13 protein-coding genes are annotated in these 17267 nt (G+C 52.0%); 1 reads left to right on the forward strand and 12 read right to left on the reverse strand.

Annotated features, from left to right (window positions below; translation table 11 throughout):
* Positions 1-6: 6 nt before the first annotated feature.
* The 12 genes from QU597_RS21935 to QU597_RS21990 form a co-directional block, all read right to left on the reverse strand.
* On the reverse strand, positions 7-1314 hold the full coding sequence (locus QU597_RS21935) for a replication-associated recombination protein A (protein WP_310829818.1): 1308 nt from the start codon (positions 1312-1314) through the stop codon (positions 7-9).
* Positions 1315-1446: 132 nt separating this feature from the next.
* Complete coding sequence (locus QU597_RS21940) at positions 1447-1728, reverse strand: CD3324 family protein (protein ID WP_020427765.1); 282 nt, start codon at positions 1726-1728, stop codon at positions 1447-1449.
* A 398-nt stretch (positions 1729-2126) separates the two neighbouring features.
* Positions 2127-4328: a HelD family protein gene (locus tag QU597_RS21945; RefSeq protein ID WP_310829819.1), complete on the reverse strand. Its 2202-nt coding sequence runs from the start codon at positions 4326-4328 to the stop codon at positions 2127-2129.
* Positions 4329-4502: 174 nt separating this feature from the next.
* Positions 4503-5804: an NCS2 family permease gene (locus QU597_RS21950; RefSeq protein ID WP_310829820.1), complete on the reverse strand. Its 1302-nt coding sequence runs from the start codon at positions 5802-5804 to the stop codon at positions 4503-4505.
* 121 nt (positions 5805-5925) lie between these two features.
* Complete coding sequence (locus QU597_RS21955) at positions 5926-6573, reverse strand: YdeI/OmpD-associated family protein (protein ID WP_310829821.1); 648 nt, start codon at positions 6571-6573, stop codon at positions 5926-5928.
* Positions 6570-7325 (reverse strand): tRNA threonylcarbamoyladenosine dehydratase, encoded by a 756-nt coding sequence (locus tag QU597_RS21960; protein WP_310833384.1) that lies wholly within the window; start codon positions 7323-7325, stop codon positions 6570-6572. Before QU597_RS21960 ends, QU597_RS21955 begins: the two co-directional genes overlap by 4 nt.
* Positions 7326-7392: 67 nt before the next feature.
* Positions 7393-9171, reverse strand: coding sequence for an aspartate--tRNA ligase (aspS, locus tag QU597_RS21965; RefSeq protein ID WP_310829822.1), 1779 nt, complete (start codon positions 9169-9171; stop codon positions 7393-7395).
* 81 nt (positions 9172-9252) lie between these two features.
* Entirely contained in the window at positions 9253-10506 is a 1254-nt protein-coding gene (hisS, locus tag QU597_RS21970) for a histidine--tRNA ligase (RefSeq protein ID WP_236332886.1), read from the reverse strand.
* Positions 10507-11341: 835 nt separating this feature from the next.
* Entirely contained in the window at positions 11342-11782 is a 441-nt protein-coding gene (locus QU597_RS21975; RefSeq protein ID WP_310829823.1) for a hypothetical protein, read from the reverse strand.
* A gap of 28 nt (positions 11783-11810) precedes the next feature.
* Positions 11811-12317, reverse strand: coding sequence for a type 1 glutamine amidotransferase domain-containing protein (locus tag QU597_RS21980; protein ID WP_310829824.1), 507 nt, complete (start codon positions 12315-12317; stop codon positions 11811-11813).
* Positions 12318-12831: 514 nt separating this feature from the next.
* A complete protein-coding gene (gene dtd, locus QU597_RS21985) occupies positions 12832-13275 on the reverse strand; it encodes a D-aminoacyl-tRNA deacylase (protein WP_310829825.1) in 444 nt (147 codons plus the stop codon).
* A 21-nt stretch (positions 13276-13296) separates the two neighbouring features.
* Positions 13297-15477: a RelA/SpoT family protein gene (locus QU597_RS21990; protein ID WP_310829826.1), complete on the reverse strand. Its 2181-nt coding sequence runs from the start codon at positions 15475-15477 to the stop codon at positions 13297-13299.
* A 482-nt stretch (positions 15478-15959) separates the two neighbouring features.
* On the opposite strand from QU597_RS21990, the gene uraA reads away from it, so the two are divergent.
* On the forward strand, positions 15960-17264 hold the full coding sequence (uraA, locus tag QU597_RS21995) for a uracil permease (RefSeq protein WP_310829827.1): 1305 nt from the start codon (positions 15960-15962) through the stop codon (positions 17262-17264).
* Positions 17265-17267: the final 3 nt, after the last annotated feature.

The raw sequence follows: 17267 nt of genomic DNA on the forward strand, positions 1-17267 counted from the left end.
TCAGCGTTAATTCTGCCCGCGCCGCAGCGACTGGTTATGGCGGATCTTCGCTTCATTGCCCTGCTCGGTTGCCTGATAGAATACTCTTCTGGCAATCTGCTTCGGCAGGTAATCCTGTTTGACATAGTGGCCCGGAAAATTATGCGGATACTGGTATCCCTCATGCCCGAGCTTCACCGCTCCTTTGTAATGCGTATCACGCAGATGCAGCGGCACCTCTGCGGATTTGAGTTCTTCGATGGCGTCCATGGCATTCGAGATTGCCGTTACGACACCGTTAGATTTCGGACTTTCTACTGCGAACAGGATGGCCTGGACAATATTTAGCTTCGCCTCCGGCCAGCCGTTATTACGGTAAGCGTCCAGTGCACTGACTGCCTGCACCATGGCCTGCGGGTTCGCCAGTCCAATGTCCTCGCTGCTTGCGGCAATCAGCCGGCGGATGAACGTCATCGGGTCCATGCCGAGCTTCTCGACGGCATAGAGAAACCAGAACAGCGCGGCGTCACTGGAGCCGCGGATGCTTTTGTGAAACGCTGAGAGCACATCGTATTGCGTAGACTCATCTGCCTTTACGATCGGCCGGCGGATCGATTCCTCCGCCACCGCCAGCGTAATGTGCACGCTGCCGTCAGGCTCCGGCGCTGTAGTCATCGCTGCAAGCTCCAGCGCATTCAGCGCCCGGCGGATGTCGCCGTTCGCCATCGCAGCGATATGCATCAGCGCGTCTTCATCCGCCTGCAGCCGCATAAAGCCGAGTCCGCGCTTCTCGTCAGCGAGCGCCCGCCGCATCGCAGTCAGACTATGCTCGCTGGTCAAGGATTCCAGCTGAAACAGCGTGGAACGGCTCATAAGCGCCCCATTCACATAGTGGAACGGATTCTCAGTCGTTGCGCCGATAAAGATAATCGTCCCCTTCTCCACGGCCGGCAGCAGTGCATCCTGGCGGGAGCTGTTGAAGCGGTGCACCTCGTCCAGAAAAAGAATTGTCTTGGTACCGTACAGTGCCTTGTTGCTCTGCGCACGGTCGATCACTTCCCGCACATCCTTTACGGAGGCTTCGACCGCATTCAGCCGCACAAACTCGCCCTGTGTATGGTGGGAAATAATATGGGCCAGCGTCGTCTTGCCGCAGCCCGGCGGGCCATATAGCAGGATCGAAGAGACCTGGTCAGCCTCAATCGCCCTGCGCAGCAGCTTGCCCTTGCCGACAATATGTTCCTGTCCGATATATTCATCGAGATTCTCCGGACGCATGCGGTCTGCCAGCAGACGTCCGCTTCCGGTATCATTCCCGAGGGAAAATAAATCCATAACTCCACTTCCTTGCTGTGATCTTGCAGGCTGTCACCCCCTGCATACCTCTCTCTATCATACCACAAAATATAGAAAGAGCATGACCTCGCTCTATCAGCGGGTGCCATGCTCTTTGTTCAAAGGTTCAGGCTAGCGGTTCATTGCCAGCCGCATTTTTGAAATAATTTTGCGGATGCTTTCTTCTGACAGGTGGTATCTTTTCTGAAGTTCGTTCACCGAGCAGCCGCTGCTGTGACTGCAGAAAATCTCTTCATTGCGGCTGGCAATTTCCTGCCGTGAGCCGCTGTTTTCGCCCCATTTTACCCGTTGCTCCGTTTTCTTGGGAATGTAGAGCAATTCACCTTGGATGTATCCCTGAAGCTCTTCGAGCAGGCCCGGGGGGAGCACATCCTTTCCATTTACATAACTCACGTTCTGCTTCCTCCTTCAAAAGGTGTGTCCCGTTGTATCCGTCAACTGCGCTTAAAGTAATAATCATGTAACCTGTCTCCTTTCTTCAGCTCATATTTGGTAAATACCGTAAGTTCATTATATAAAACCCTATGGTTAGCGTCTACATTCACAGTAATAAATTATTGATTCCTGAGATTTATGCTGTTTTTCCCTATATTTAAAAGTAAGGAGGCCTCGCGGCCTCCCCTTTAACAGGTCTCCGTCTTAGACGGAAACCACCTCGTATACTGAAATCATTTCAATCAGCCTCCTTCCAGAAGTAATCTTGCCCGGCCGGACACTTATTATTAAGCCATAGCCAGGGGAGGGTTACAAGATCAAGAATAGTTATAATCGTTCTTCACCAAAGGAAAAGGTCAGCTTCCGGAGGATTCCGGCCACCCGCTGACTGTCACTTCGCCGGTCATTTGCACATACGCAGGAAGCTCTCCGCTGTGCAGCAGCCATAATTCATGGAGGGCACGTGTACAGCCGACATACATCAGCTTCGCATCCCAGGCGGCGGCTCCATAATGATCTGCATCGGCATCAGCAAGGATAACCGCATCGAACTCCAGACCCTTGGACAGATATACCGGCAGCACAGACAGCCCGCCCAGATATTGGGTCATGCTGCCGTCAATCAGATGCAGGTCGGCAAATTCCGCGGCCAGCTCTGCGTGCAGCTCAGCAGCTTCACGAAGGCTGCGAGTAAGAACAGCAACCGTACGGTATTCACGGCCGGAGAGCGCCTCCAGCGCCGTTCTGACAGCACTGACGCGCGGGTCCGTACTTTTGCCGGCCTTAGGCTGCTCTTCGCCGTAGGCAATCAGCCGGACCGGGTTCCCGCTGCGGAAAACCGGCACGGCCAAGAGCGGACTATGGACACCGGATGACAAGATGCCATTCGCAAACTCGATAATCTCCATCGTGGAGCGGTAGCTTCGGGTCAGTGCATGGTAAGCCGTATGTTCAGGTGCGAACAGGCTCTGCATCTCATCCCATTCATGCACTCCCTTATAGGCGTGAATCCCTTGGGACAAATCGCCGAGAATCGTGAAGGAGTGCCCCTTCACATACAAATCCAACACTGCAATCTGGAACGGCGAGAAATCCTGCGCTTCATCGATTACGATATGGTCAAAGCGCTCGCCGCCTTCGTTTCCGCTGAGCAGATAATGGATGTAGAGCAGCGGCGGCAGATCCTCCTCGCGCAGGATGCCTTTTTTCAGATCCTTGGCCGTCTCCTTGAGGACAGCTTGCGGAATCTGCTCCGGCGCTTCCGCCGGCCAGTCCTCCGGCACCTTCGCCGCGCGGAAAATTTGTTTATAGATCATCAGCGGATCATATTTGGGCCATTTGGCGGCGTAGGCTTTTTCGCGGGCTGCGCCTTTTTTCTTCCGGTCCTTCAGCGCTGCCGCCGAAGGGCTCTTCTTCAGCTCCATTTCAATCCAGCGGTGAATCCGCGCCATAACCCGTTCTTTGCGCTTAAGCGGCGGATAAGGTGCGTATTCCTCATTGTGCCAGCGGAGAATCATCGAGCGGCGCAGCACAGCACCTTCCCAGGGACTGAAATCACCCTCGGGAACCGCACCCGTCTCCAACTGCTTGATCGCTGACTCTATAACCCCCATCAGCACCGTAGAGCCTTTGAAGCGGCCTGGTGTCTCCTCAGTGATCTCCGGCATGCCACCCGCCGATTCAAACCACCGGTTCAGGGTCTCGGCCGTGTTCTGTTCAGGCAGCGTAATATCCAGCACCTCTGCCGCCCAGTCCGGGAACGTGCTCTGGGCAATGTTGCCTACGCCGAGCTCCGGCAGCACATCTGAAATATAATCCAGGAACATCCGGTTCGGAGCGAAAATAATCATTTTCTCCGCCGACACCTGATCCTTGTATTGATACAATAAAAAAGCCAGCCGGTGCAGCGCAACCGTTGTTTTACCGCTGCCCGCCACGCCTTGAATAATCAGCGCCGTGTTCTTCACCGCACGGATAATCTTGTCCTGCTCCTCCTGAATCGTCGAGACGATATCGCGGAGCCGGTTGTCCTTGTTCTCACCCAGACGGTAGACGAGAAATTCATCCGACACCACCGGTGCATCGCTGTCCCGGTTATAGGTATCCGCAACCCGCTCCAGAATGCGCTTGCGGATAACCACGTTGCGCTTGAGATAAACGAGCCCCTCAATCAGCCCTTCCGGTGCTTCATAGGTGACCGGCTCAGTCCCTCCGGTAAACGAATAGAACAGGCTTGCTACCGGTGCGCGCCAGTCAATGACCAGCGGACGGTCGCTTACCTGTTCACGGTCTGCACCGATTTTGCCGATATACAGGGCCTTACGGTCATCCTCGTCGCTGCCTTGGAAATCAAGCCGTCCGAAATAAGGCTCCAGCCTAAGCTTGGCCAGATCTTTGCGCCTCTGCTCCCTGGAATCCTCCAGCACCTGTTCCGTGTAATCGTGTCCCGTGTACACCGGAATGCTGCGCAGTCTCTCAAGGGTAGAATCAATTTCTGTAAGCGTACGATTCAGCCTGTCTTCTTCCTCTTGATAGGCACTTTGAAAGTTGTCTTCCAATTTCAGTTACCTCCTAAAAGTTTTTGAGCATAACAACTGTGAGACAGCTACGAAAAAACTGGCTTCGGAAGCATATGCTTAGTGTATTGAATATACCCCCGTGTAAGGCTGATACCACTTACACAAAAAAGGATTATCATCATATCACAACAAATTCAGGAAATCCAGAATTATCTAACCCATGAAAGCATGCAGCGCAAAGTTTGCCACGAACAGCCCGGCAATCCCGTAAAGCGCCGGCGGAACATCCTTGCCTTTGCCCATGGCCAGCTTAACGATCGGGTAAGTGATGAAGCCAAAGGCCATGCCGTCCACGATGCTGTAGGTAAAGGGAATCATCACCATAATCAGAAATGACGGAAACAGCTCGGTCATATCGCTGAGATCCATTTCACGCACGTTTTGGACCATAAGCCCGCCGATGACAATCAGGATTGGCGCTATTGCGCTGTCCGGCACATAAGCCAGCAGCGGGATGAACAGGAACGTAGCTCCGAACAGCAGTCCGGTAACCAGCGAGGTCAAACCGGATTTACCGCCGGCAGCGATGCCCGCCGTTGATTCAGCAGCCGCTACTACCGGGCTGCTGCCGAACAGTCCGGCTGCAATATTGGCGATCGAGAGCGCCCGCAGACTGCTCTTGAACCGTTCGGGACGGCCGGCCATCAGGGTCTGTGAGGAGATCAGCCCTATATTCTCAAAGACAACAATCAGCAGCAGCAGAAACACGGCGATCCAGAAAACCAGACTTATCCCGCGGCTCCAGTCCATTCCGGCAAATACAGCGCCATACCCGCTGAACACATGTCCGGCATCGCTAGTCTCCGGCTTATGTGCCGCTCCCAGCAGATAGGCCAGCCCGGTGCCAACGATCATACTGATCAGCAGTCCGCCGCGCGTTCCGCGGATAAACAGGACAAGCGCCAGAATCAGCGTTACACAGGACGTAATTACAGCCGGGTCACTAAAGTGCCCGATAGCAACAAAAGTTGTCCGGTGAGCGATCACAATCCCGCTTTTTTGCAGGCCGATAAAAGTCAGGAACAGCCCGATGCCGACCGTAATCGCATGCTGCAGATTATGCGGGATCGCTTCGCTGAGAATACGGTACAGCGAAGTGAACGCAACGATGGCAAATAATACGCCGGTTACCACCACAACGGCCAGCGCCTCACGCCAGTCCAGCTTCATGGAATGCACCAGCGTGTAGGTGAAGAAGGCGTTGATGCCCATGCCGGGAACAACAATAATCGGCGTTTTGCCGCCGAAAGCCATGAGCAGACAGCCCGTAATTGCCGTCAGCAGCGTAGCCACCATCCCCGCCCGCAGCGGCATGCCTGCATCATGCAGAATAGCCGCATTAACCATTACAATATATACAGAGGCAAAATAAGATAGGATACCTGCGGCCCACTCCCGTTTCCAGTTATCACCCGGTTCAAGTCCCACACTATTCCGCCAAACATTCGATTTCATTTACAAACCTCCACAGATTTCTTCTCTAACATAAACGGCTGAAACTCTTTCCCTTTACCCAGCAATAAAAGGGCGTGCAGCCGGCAATCCGGCCGCTTGCGCCCTTTGGTCTATACTTCCTTTATCCATTGTCGGCCGGATTCTTCCGGCCCAGCAGCAGTTTTTCTACAGTCTGCACAATTCGTGAAGCTCTCGTTTCTGCACGCTTGGCATCCGTAATCCATGTAATGTAAGCTTTGCGGTGGGATGGTGCAAGACCCTGGAACAGCGATTTAGCCGCCCCGTTGATCTCCAGCGCTTCAAGAAGATCGTCCGGAACCGGCAGCGGGGCTGCTGGCGTCTTTGGATTGTCCGCTCTTGAAGTGGTGCCGCTGCGCCGGGTCGTGGCACCAAGCGGCCGGAACCGCATGGCTGACCATGTATCATTAATTGAAATGAGCGATACACCTTCGAAGCCGGCATCCTTGACAATTCCCCAGCCTTTGTCCCGGCTGAGATCTGTCTTGATGCTGGAGCTTCCCTTCGGATAGCACAGCCAGAGCAGCCCATCCGGGCGGACTGCCGCAAGCGCCTCCGGGCTGAATTGCTCCAGCTCTTGCACGTTAGCCGCAAAAAGCTGAACGTAATCATAAGTACCCTTGCGGTTCTCGTCCAACCTGGCAGCTTCTGCATCCAATCCAAGTTCCTGCATATAACCCTCAGGCGGCTGGAGTACAAGCAGGCTGCCATCAAGCGGAATACGCAGCTTCTTAATCAGCGCTTCAATCATAAGCTGACCCCGCCGGCCTCCAGCAGATCATTTACAGCAACGCTAACCATAATCAGGCCGACTACCGGCGGTACAAAAGAGTTGCTTGCCGGCGGCTGCTTGGCCTTACGCCGGTCCGGCGCGTCAGCCGGAACGATCTGTTCCGTCACATCGACACGCGGCTTGACCGGCTTCTCGGTTGAGAATACGACCTTCACGCCTTTTTTGATACCTTCCTTGCGCAGCTTCGTGCGGATTACACGGGCAATCGGGTCCATCTCGGTTTTAGAAATGTCGGCCACTTTAAAGCGGGTCGGGTCCATCTTGTTGGCCGCGCCCATGCTCGAAACCATCGGGATTTTCCGGGCCAGACATTCCTTGATCAGATGGATTTTGTAGATAATAGTGTCCGAAGCATCAATTACAAAATCCGGTTTGAGCTTAAACAGCTCTTCATAGGTTTCTTCCGTGTAGAACATATTCAGGGCAATGGCTTCAATCTCCGGGTTGATCAGCTTGACACGCTCGACCATCAGATCGGCTTTTTTCTGGCCGATAGTTGTCGTAAGTGCGTGAATCTGGCGGTTGATGTTAGTAATATCCACCGCATCCTTATCAATCAGGATGATCCGCCCGACCCCCGTACGGGCCAGCGCTTCAACGGACATCGCGCCAACACCGCCGATGCCCAGCACAGCTACGGTGCTGTTCTTCAGAATCTCCAGACCTTCCGGCCCAATGGCCAGTTCTGTACGCGAGAACTGATGCAGCATGATGTTCATGCCTCCTTTATGAAGCTTGTGGAGCGGAAGTAAGCCGCTCCGCAAGCATGTGCTTTAATTAGTTTTTTACTTTCTCCGGCTTCGGTGCAAGCTTAATGTGCAGCTGCTCCAATTGTGCAGCATCTACCGGGGCCGGAGCGTCCATCAGAAGATCGGTTGCACTTGCCGTTTTCGGGAAGGCAATCGTTTCACGCAGGTTGGTACGGCCTGCCAGCAGCATTACCAGCCGGTCAAAGCCGAAGGCAATTCCGCCGTGCGGAGGCGTGCCATATTCGAACGCATCCATCAGATAACCGAACTTCTCGTAGGCAACTTCAGGTGTGAAGCCTAGCGCGTCGAACATTTTCTCCTGTACCTCACGTTTGTAGATACGCTGGGAACCGCCGCCTACTTCGTAGCCGTTAAGCACGATATCGTAGGCCTGGGCACGGATTGCACCAGGATTGGTATCGAAGAGGTGCAGATCCTCATCCATTGGGCGTGTGAACGGATGGTGCTCCGCCACATAACGTTTTTGGTCTTCATCATAGCTGAGCAGCGGGAATTCGGTTACCCAGGCAAATTTGAACACACTGTCGTCAATCAGGCCGAGCTGGCGGCCGATTTTGAGGCGCAGGGCACCCAGTACATCAGCAACCACTTTTTTGTTATCTGCAGAGAAGAGCAGCAGGTCGCCTTCTTCAGCACCGGTACGCTCCTTCACAGCTGCAATTTCTTCTTCGCTGAAGAACTTAACGATCGGGCCTTTGAATTCCCCGTCCTTCACTTGAATCCAAGCCAAGCCTTTCGCACCATAACGTGCGGCATACGGTCCAAGATCGTCGATTTCCTTACGGGTCCAGGTGCCGCAGCCCTTGGCGTTAAGGCACTTCACTTCTCCGCCTTTTTCGATCACGGAAGCGAATACCTTCACACCGCTGTCAGCCACGATATCATTCATCTCTACGAGCTCCAGGCCAAACCGCAGGTCCGGCTTATCCGAACCGTATTTGCCAATGGCTTCAGCATACGTCAGACGCTGGAACGGAACAGCCACATCTACACCTACGGTTTCTTTGAGGAGACGCTGCATCAGTGTTTCCATCATGCTGAGCAGCTCATCCTGCGGCACGAAGGAGGTCTCGATATCGACCTGGGTGAATTCCGGCTGGCGGTCAGCGCGCAGGTCCTCATCGCGGAAGCAGCGGGCGATTTGGTAATAACGCTCGATGCCGCCCACCATCAGCAGCTGCTTGTAAATCTGCGGAGATTGCGGAAGCGCGAAGAATTCGCCTTCATGCACCCGGCTTGGCACAAGATAATCACGTGCGCCTTCAGGGGAGCTTTTGGTCAGGATCGGCGTTTCAATATCAATAAATCCTTCACCGTCAAGGAAATCGCGGAAAATCTTTGCCGCTTTCGAACGAAGCAGCATCGTCTTGTACATTTCCGGACGGCGCAGGTCGAGGTAACGGTATTTCATCCGCAGGGACTCATCCACTTCCACACCGTCTTCGATGAAGAACGGAGGGGTCTTGGCTGCATTCAGCACTTCGATATCGGTGATCTGTACTTCAATCTCACCGGTAGGCAGATTGCGGTTGACGGTTTCATCATCTCTTTTTACAACTTTACCCGTAACAGAGAGCACATATTCACTGCGCACCTTATCGGCAATCTGCAGTGCTTCCCCGGAATAGTCCGGGTTAAAGACGATTTGCACGATTCCGCTGCGGTCGCGGAGATCAATGAACAGCACGCCTCCAAGGTCACGGCGGGTCTGCACCCATCCGTTGAGAGTTACTGTCTGGCCGATATGCTCCGGCGTCAATTGTCCACAGTGATGGCTTCTAGTCATTATTTATCCTACCCCTTCATGGTTAAAATACAGTTTTGGATTACCTGACCGTTCATAGTGCGCATGCTTCCTTACAACAACCTAGACCAGCGACTGCGCCAGCTCTTCCAGCTTCACCGTCCGCTGTTCACCGGTAGCCATCGACTTCAGGGCAATGACGCCGTTATTCAGCTCGTCTTCGCCAAGAATCGCTGTATACCGTGCCGACATGCGGTCAGCCGATTTCATCTGGGCTTTCATTTTGCGGCCGAGATAATCACGCTCTGCAGAGAAGCCCTGGCTGCGCAGATTAAACAGCTGCTTCGTAATCTCCAGGTCTGCGGCTTCGCCCAGTGCTACAAAATACACATCCAGCGGCTTCGCTGTCTCCAGCTCCACGCCCTGATTCTCCAGGATCAGCAGGATACGCTCAAGGCCAATGCCAAAACCGATGCCCGGCTGATCCGGCCCGCCGATTTCCTCCACCAGCCCGTTGTAACGGCCGCCGCCGCCGACCGTATCGATCGAACCAATGCCGGCTGCTTTATACTCAAACGCAGTATGCGTGTAATAATCCAGCCCGCGGACCAGACGGGGATTGATGCTGTACTCCACGCCCATAGTATCCAGATGGCTTTTCACCTTCTCGAAGTGAGTGGTACATTCTTCATCGAGACTATCCAGTATGGAAGGTGCACCGCCGAATTTATCCTGATCCACCTTGCAGTCCAGCACCCGCAGCGGGTTGCGCTCCATACGCCGCTGGCAGTCACTGCACAGATTATCACGCATCGGTCTCAGGAAATTCAGCAGCTTCTCCCGGTAAGCCGCGCGGCTAGGCGCATTACCTACGGAATTCAGCTCCACTCTGACATCCTTAAGCCCCAAATCCTTGTAGAACTGATATCCCAGCGAGATGACTTCCGCATCAATTGCCGGATCAACCGCGCCGAAGGCTTCAATGCCGAATTGATGGAACTGCCGGTATCTTCCCGCCTGCGGGCGCTCATAGCGGAACATGGGCCCAATATAATACAGCTTGCTGACATCCGGCTCGCCGTACAGCTTGTTCTGTACATATGCACGCACAACACCGGCCGTCCCTTCCGGGCGAAGCGCCAGATCACGGTCGCCTTTGTCCTTGAAGGTGTACATCTCGCCTTCCACGATGTCCGTTGTCTCGCCTACACCGCGTTCAAACAGCCCGGTGTGCTCGAACATCGGTGTGCGGATCTCCCGGTAATTGAACCGGCGGCAGAGGTCTCTGGCCTTGCCTTCAACATACTGCCATTTCTCTACTGCACCCGGAAGCACATCCTGTGTGCCCGTAGGTTTCTCAAATCTTTCTTTAGCCACAGCCTATCCCTCCTGAAAATAACCCCTCTTGCTTAGCATTCCCTTGCCTGCACATCTTCAAAAAAATGCAAAAAACCCCTCGCCTCTGTTTGTAACAAACAGGGACGAGGGATTATCATAAACGATTATTCACCCGTGGTACCACCCACATTCCGGACTCATCTGAAACTGAATCCGCTCTAAGCGGTTAACGCCCGCCTACGCGCACCGGCTACTGACCCTCGGCAATATCCATTGCCTCGCGTTCGCCGTGCGTTCTCGGGGAGGTCATTCATCCGTTCATCAACAGAATCCTTACAGCCTGGCCGAAACAGTGCTTACATCCTAAAGGATGGGTAACCATTTCTGCGGGGGATTCCTCTCTGGGGTTGTGGTTCTCGGATTACTTGGTCCCGTCATCAAAACAATTATAAACATTTCGTATATTGTTAGATTCTACTGAACCACTGCGCTAAAGTCAAGAAAGGAAATGAAATTTCTCAGCTAAACATACTCCATTTCCGCCGTTTAAAAAAAGTGACCTGCAGCCGATTGCTGCAGGTCCATCATCATATATTATAAAAAAGGGGGTCATGCTTCTATTATAAACACGCTATATTAAGGAATCATGAATGTAATATTACGGTTATATTACAGAAAAGAAAGCGTTTTATTTTCTGGGACATTCCCTGATCTTCCAGCACAAAATAGTCTACACTACATCAACTTGGGCTGTCCAGTGAAATCTAATTCCGTAAGCTAAAACAAAATAAACAGCATCAGCCAGCCCCTCACGGGGCGGCTTGATGCTGTCTGTCTGAAGTAACCCGCTGATTAACCAGCAGCCATGTTCCTTTTATTCGAAGACCTCTACATAGGCATGTTTGCCGCGCAGTGTCTCTATAACCTCATTGTAATGCTCTTCAGCAACCTTGAGCGCCATAACCACAGTGACATCAGTCAGATCCACATCGTGATTCACATCTGCATTACGCCGGAGCCCGTCATCATTGTTGATATCTGAACGCTCCAGACCATCATCATCAACAGCCGGCACGATGGCCGCACCATTTAAGGTCCCGGTCGTTCCTGCAACACCAAAGGCACCACCGGTCATAGCTGAATTGTTATAAGGTACCAGCGGCAGAAGAATATTAGGTCTGTTGTTTCTGCCAATATCCAAAGGGTCTGTTAAGGGCGAGATTTCAAGGCCCTCCACACCGTAAGGAATTAACGCAGTTTTGGCACCTTCTGCTTCACTTTCCGTTCTGAAATAAGCCTGAATTCTTCTAGTCATTGTCTTTCCCTCCTTCAGAAATGGTTAATTACAGGACCTTCAGCAGCTCGCGCACAAATGCTGGCTCATCTTGAGGTGTGCGCGATGTAATATAATTGCCGTCAACGACGACCTCTTCATCCTTGAACTCCGCTCCGGCATTCACAACATCATCTTTAAGCGGCGGGTAGGAGGTTATGGTACGTCCTTGAAGCAGGTCTGCACTGATTAGAATTTGCGGCCCGTGACAGATGGAGGCAATCGGGGTGCCTGCACGATCAGCTTCCTTCACGAAAGCAAGAACATCCTGGTCCAGGCGCAAATTTTCCGGTGATGAACCGCCAGGGATGACGATAGCGTCATAGTCGCTGGCCTTCACCTCACTGATTGCTTTGTCTGCGGCATAAGAGACGTTTCCCTTTTTGCCCAGCAGCGTCTCATTTTTCTTCAGACCGATGATTTCTGCCTGATGTCCTGCTTGTATAACTTCATCATAGGGTACCTTCATTTCGGAATCTTCAAAACCGCTGGCGAGCAGAAATGCTACCTTACTCATGAGATAAGTTCTCCTCTCCGCTATTTTGTTCTCGCTTTCTTATTACCCTGAATGTCGCGAGTTCTAACGAAACAAACCTTCCGGATTTCTGTTTTTGACCTTCTGCCGCTCGTAATCCGCACATCTTATGTTAAAAAACTTCTGGTTATACAGTTACTTCAGGTGCGTGGAAGAAGGCTCCTCCGTCTCCCATTGAGTACCAGCAATTCTTGCTGCTCCCCGGTATCTTTCGCTGACATCGCAGCTTCTGCGGAGCATCCGGCCGGATTTGCAGGCATACTGTTCCACACCCATGCCTTCTGTGATCGTCTCATATTGAATTCCCTGCCCTTGGCAAATTATCAGTCTCCCCTAGTGTAACCTGCATAGATAGGCTCTATTCCCTATTGCTTACATGAAGTCGAAGCGGCTTCTCCGCAAAAAAGGATGCCGTAAGCTGTTCCTCAAGCGGAACAGATACGGCATCCTTATTAAAAGCATCAATCCTTCAAATAGTTGGAACAGTCCGGCAGAATTACGTCTGGCTGTCGAGAATCAGCGTAACCGGCCCCCAGTTGGTAAACGAAACATCCATCATGGCTCCGAACACGCCGGTTTCCACCCGAAGCCCGCCGGCTCTCAGCTCCTGATTAAAATAGTCGTAGAGCCGTTCTGCCTCAGCTGGTGCAGCGGCAGCCATAAAGTTAGGGCGGCGGCCTTTACGGCAGTCCCCGTACAGCGTGAACTGCGATACAGAGAGGATTGCTCCGCCGGTGTCCGTGACACTAAAATTCATTTTGCCGGCGTCATCCTCAAAAATGCGCAGTCCGGCAATTTTATCGGCCAAATATTTAGCGTCCTTCTCGGTATCCCCGTGGGTAACGCCGACCAGCAGCATCAGGCCTTCCTCTATTTCACCCGTAATTGCTCCGCCGACAGTAACCTTAGCTTCCTTGCAGCGCTGCACAACCACTCTCATTGCGTCTTTCAGCTCCTTGCCTTATTGCATGATACGGTTAACTGTATATACATCCTTTACGCGCTTCACCCGGTCCACGACGGACTGCAGATGATCCGTATTGCGGATGAGAATCGTCATGTGAATCATCGCCATCTTGTTCTTGTCTGATCGTCCGGTGACCGCCGAGATGTTCGTCTTGCTCTCTGACACCGCCTGCAGCACTTCATTCAGCAGACCGTTGCGGTCATGGCCGGTGATCTCAATATCGACACTGTAGTTGGCTTCCATGCTGCCTTCCCACTCGACCTCGATCACCCGTGCCGATTCTTCCCCGTCCCCATCTGTTGGAATATTCGGACAATCCTCACGGTGCACAGATACGCCGCGCCCGCGGGTTACGTAACCAACAATATCGTCACCCGGAACAGGATTGCAACATCGTGCGAAACGGACGAGCAGATTATCAATACCTTTGACACGGACGCCATTGGTCGGCTGGTTACGCTTCTCGCCGCTGGACTTGATCTCCTTCATTTCTGAAGTAAGCTCCAGATGGTTAGCAGCGTCCTCCAGCTCCTTGCGCAGCTTCTCAGTCAGCTTGTTGGCGATCTGCGAGGCGGTAATGCCTCCGAACCCGACGGCGGAGAGCATATCCTCTACATCACCGAAGGCGAACTTCTTCGCCACATCGCTGAGCTTATCCTCTGTCAGGAAATCAGAGACCTCCATATTGAGCCGTTTCAGCTCGCGTTCCACCGCTTCGCGGCCTTTTTCGACATTTTCCTCACGCTTTTCTTTCTTGAACCATTGCTTGATCTTGCTGCGCGCATGTGAGGATTGGGCGATTTTGAGCCAGTCGCGGCTTGGGCCGTAAGAATTTTTGGAGGTCAGAATTTCCACAATATCCCCGGTCTTCAGCTTGTGGTCGAGCGGCACTATCCGTCCGTTAACCTTGGAGCCTATCGTCCGGTTGCCGACCTCGGTATGAATCCGGAAAGCAAAATCCAGCGGAACCGAGCCAGCCGGCAATTCCACAACCTCACCCTTAGGCGTGAATACGAATACGAGATCAGAAAAGAAGTCCATTTTGAGCGATTCCACGAACTCTTCCGCATCCTTGGCTTCATGCTGCAGCTCCAGAATTTCACGGAAGAACGGCATCCGGTTCTCCGGATTGGCGTTGTTGCTGCTGCCCTCTTTGTAGGCCCAGTGTGCTGCGATCCCGAACTCTGCGGTCCGGTGCATTTCCCAGGTGCGGATCTGCACTTCCGTCGGCTCTCCGCCGGGACCTACCACTGTGGTGTGCAGCGACTGGTACATATTTGCTTTGGGCATGGCGATATAGTCCTTGAAACGGCCGGGCATCGGCTTCCAAAGAGTGTGAATAATCCCTAAAGTGGCATAACAATCCTTAATATTATCGACGATGATCCGGATAGCAAGCAGATCATAAATTTCGTTAAACTGCTTATTCTTGGTATTCATCTTATTATAGACGCTATAAATATGCTTGGGACGTCCTGACAAATCGCCTTCAATGCCCATCTCATCGAGCTTGGCGCGAATCCTTCCGATGACACTGTCGATGAACTGCTCACGTTCCGCCCGCTTCTTATGCACTAAATTGGCAATGCGGTAGTACTGCTGCGGATTCAGATAACGGAGTGCAATATCCTCCATCTCCCATTTGATCGCAGAAATCCCCAAACGGTCGGCTATCGGACAAAAAATCTCCAGCGTTTCATACGAAATCCGGCGCTGGCTCTCTTCGGACTGGTATTTAAGCGTCCGCATATTATGCAGCCGGTCCGCCAGCTTGATCACAATTACCCGGATATCCTGGGCCATGGCAATGAACATTTTGCGGTAATTCTCATTCTGCTGCTCTTCCTTGGAGCGGAAGCGGATGCGTTCCAGCTTGGTCAGACCATCCACCAGCATAGCGCAGGTATCGCCAAAATTCTCACGGATCTGCTCCAGGGACACCGTTGTATCTTCCACCACATCATGCAGCAGCGCTGCAATAATGGAGATGACATCCATTTGCATATTAACGACAATATCTGCGACCGCCAGCGGATGCAGAATATAGGGCTCCCCCGATTTCCGAACCTGCCCGTGATGAGCCTGATCGGCAAACTCATAAGCTTCCCGGATGCGGAGAAGATCTTTTTCTTTTATATAGGCGCCGGCCTTTTCCATTAATTGCTCTATGCCCATTCTCGTCGTATCCGTTTCCTTTCTATAAGAAAAATTCCGTTAAGGAGTTTCTCGAAGATGTTGTTGAATTCCTCATTAGTTGTTATTTTTATTGCGATTACAGAATGATTCAGCTGTGCTGAAAACTTATGCATTATGTAATCTTAAGAAAAATTCCGTTAAGGAGTTAATCCATCATTTAATAAAATAAACCCGCAAGTGAAACAATATTTGCAGGTCTTCAGCTCTTCCAAGCTGCACTACACGCAGTTTAAAGTTGTTTATAATTATGACGCTTACGATGCATTACGTCAACACTTCCCATAGCATGGCATTCATACCAAGGCTATATGAACAAGAAAGGACAATTTACAACACAAACAGATAAAGTCTTATTTTTTTGAAAAATGTTGTTGTAAAAAGACGCCGTTCTATTTAATCTAGTAAAGGCGGTTTTCGCCTACCTAACCTAAATCTACATAGAGAAAGAGAAGTGAACTCCATTGCAACGCGAAATTCAAGTTAACGAGAAACTCCCGTGGGGCCCGGGCTTTTTACTGAGTCTGCAGCATCTGTTCGCCATGTTCGGCAGCACTGTGCTCGTCCCTAACCTGTTCGGGGTAGACCCCGGCATGATTCTGCTGATGAACGGTATCGGCACCTTGCTCTATATATTGATCTGCCGCGGCAAAATCCCGGCTTATCTAGGGTCAAGCTTCGCCTTTATCTCACCGGTGCTCAGTGTGCTGGATAAATACAAGGGAGATCATCAGCATGGATATTCGCTTGCACTTGGCGCGTTTATTGTTACCGGCGTTATTTTTATTCTGGTTGCATTAATCGTCCGTTATGCCGGAACTGGCTGGATTGATGTTGTATTTCCTCCCGCAGTTATGGGGGCTATCGTAGCAACCATCGGACTGGAACTGGTGCCGGTAGCTGCGCGTATGTCCGGGCTGATTGCACCGGAAGGCGTTACAGACTGGACTCCGGACGGTAAAGCCATTACACTGTCAATGGTCACACTCGGTGTAACCGTAATCGGTTCCGTGATGTTCCGCGGATTCCCCAAAATTATTCATATCCTCATCGGTATCGTTACCGGCTATGTACTGGCCTATATTATGGGACAGGTTAACACCGGAGCTATTGCTGACGCGAGCTTCTTCTCCCATCCGACGATCACTACTCCGTCCTTTGACTGGCAGGTTATCCTGACCATTATCCCTGTATCGCTTGTTGTTATCGTTGAACATATCGGCCATTTGCTTGTTACCAGCAATATTGTCGGCAAAGACCTGACCAAAGATCCCGGACTTGACCGCTCCCTGATGGGTAACGGGATATCCACTATACTTTCCGGATTTGTAGGGTCTACCCCTAACACCACCTATGGTGAAAATATCGGCGTTATGGCTTTGACCAAAGTGTATTCGGTATTTGTAATCGGCGGTGCAGCAGTGATCGCGATTCTGCTGTCCTTCTCGGGAACATTCTCTTCTGTAATTGCCAATATTCCCGGACCTGTTATGGGCGGGGTGTCGCTCCTGTTATTCGGGGTAATCGCCGCATCCGGCTTGCGTATCTTCGTAGAACAGAAAGTCGACTTCTCCAAAGCAACCAACATGATTCTTGCAACTTTGGTGCTGGTGGTCGGCATTAGTGGCATTTCGCTTAATCTCGGCGGTGTGCAGCTCAAAGGTATGGCGCTTGCTACGATTGTTGGTATGGTTCTCTCCTTGTTCTTCAAGCTGATTGAAGTTCTGGGCTTGTCGAATGAACATGAGTCTGATAAATCCGCTCATTAAGCT

Origin of the sequence: Paenibacillus pedocola (assembly GCF_031599675.1) — a bacterium.
GTDB classification, from domain to species: domain Bacteria; phylum Bacillota; class Bacilli; order Paenibacillales; family Paenibacillaceae; genus Paenibacillus_AQ; species Paenibacillus_AQ pedocola.

Coding starts and splice junctions, on each gene's coding strand:
- QU597_RS21935 (WP_310829818.1), bottom strand. CDS start 1,314: ATGGATTTATTTTCCCTCGGGAATGATACCGGAAGCGGACGTCTGCTG.
- QU597_RS21960 (WP_310833384.1), bottom strand. CDS start 7,325: ATGCTGCATCAGTTCTCGCGTACAGAACTGGCCATTGGGCCGGAAGGT.
- QU597_RS21990 (WP_310829826.1), bottom strand. CDS start 15,477: ATGGGCATAGAGCAATTAATGGAAAAGGCCGGCGCCTATATAAAAGAA.
- QU597_RS21980 (WP_310829824.1), bottom strand. CDS start 12,317: ATGAGTAAGGTAGCATTTCTGCTCGCCAGCGGTTTTGAAGATTCCGAA.
- QU597_RS21955 (WP_310829821.1), bottom strand. CDS start 6,573: ATGATTGAAGCGCTGATTAAGAAGCTGCGTATTCCGCTTGATGGCAGC.
- aspS (WP_310829822.1), bottom strand. CDS start 9,171: ATGACTAGAAGCCATCACTGTGGACAATTGACGCCGGAGCATATCGGC.
- QU597_RS21950 (WP_310829820.1), bottom strand. CDS start 5,804: ATGAAATCGAATGTTTGGCGGAATAGTGTGGGACTTGAACCGGGTGAT.
- QU597_RS21975 (WP_310829823.1), bottom strand. CDS start 11,782: ATGACTAGAAGAATTCAGGCTTATTTCAGAACGGAAAGTGAAGCAGAA.
- dtd (WP_310829825.1), bottom strand. CDS start 13,275: ATGAGAGTGGTTGTGCAGCGCTGCAAGGAAGCTAAGGTTACTGTCGGC.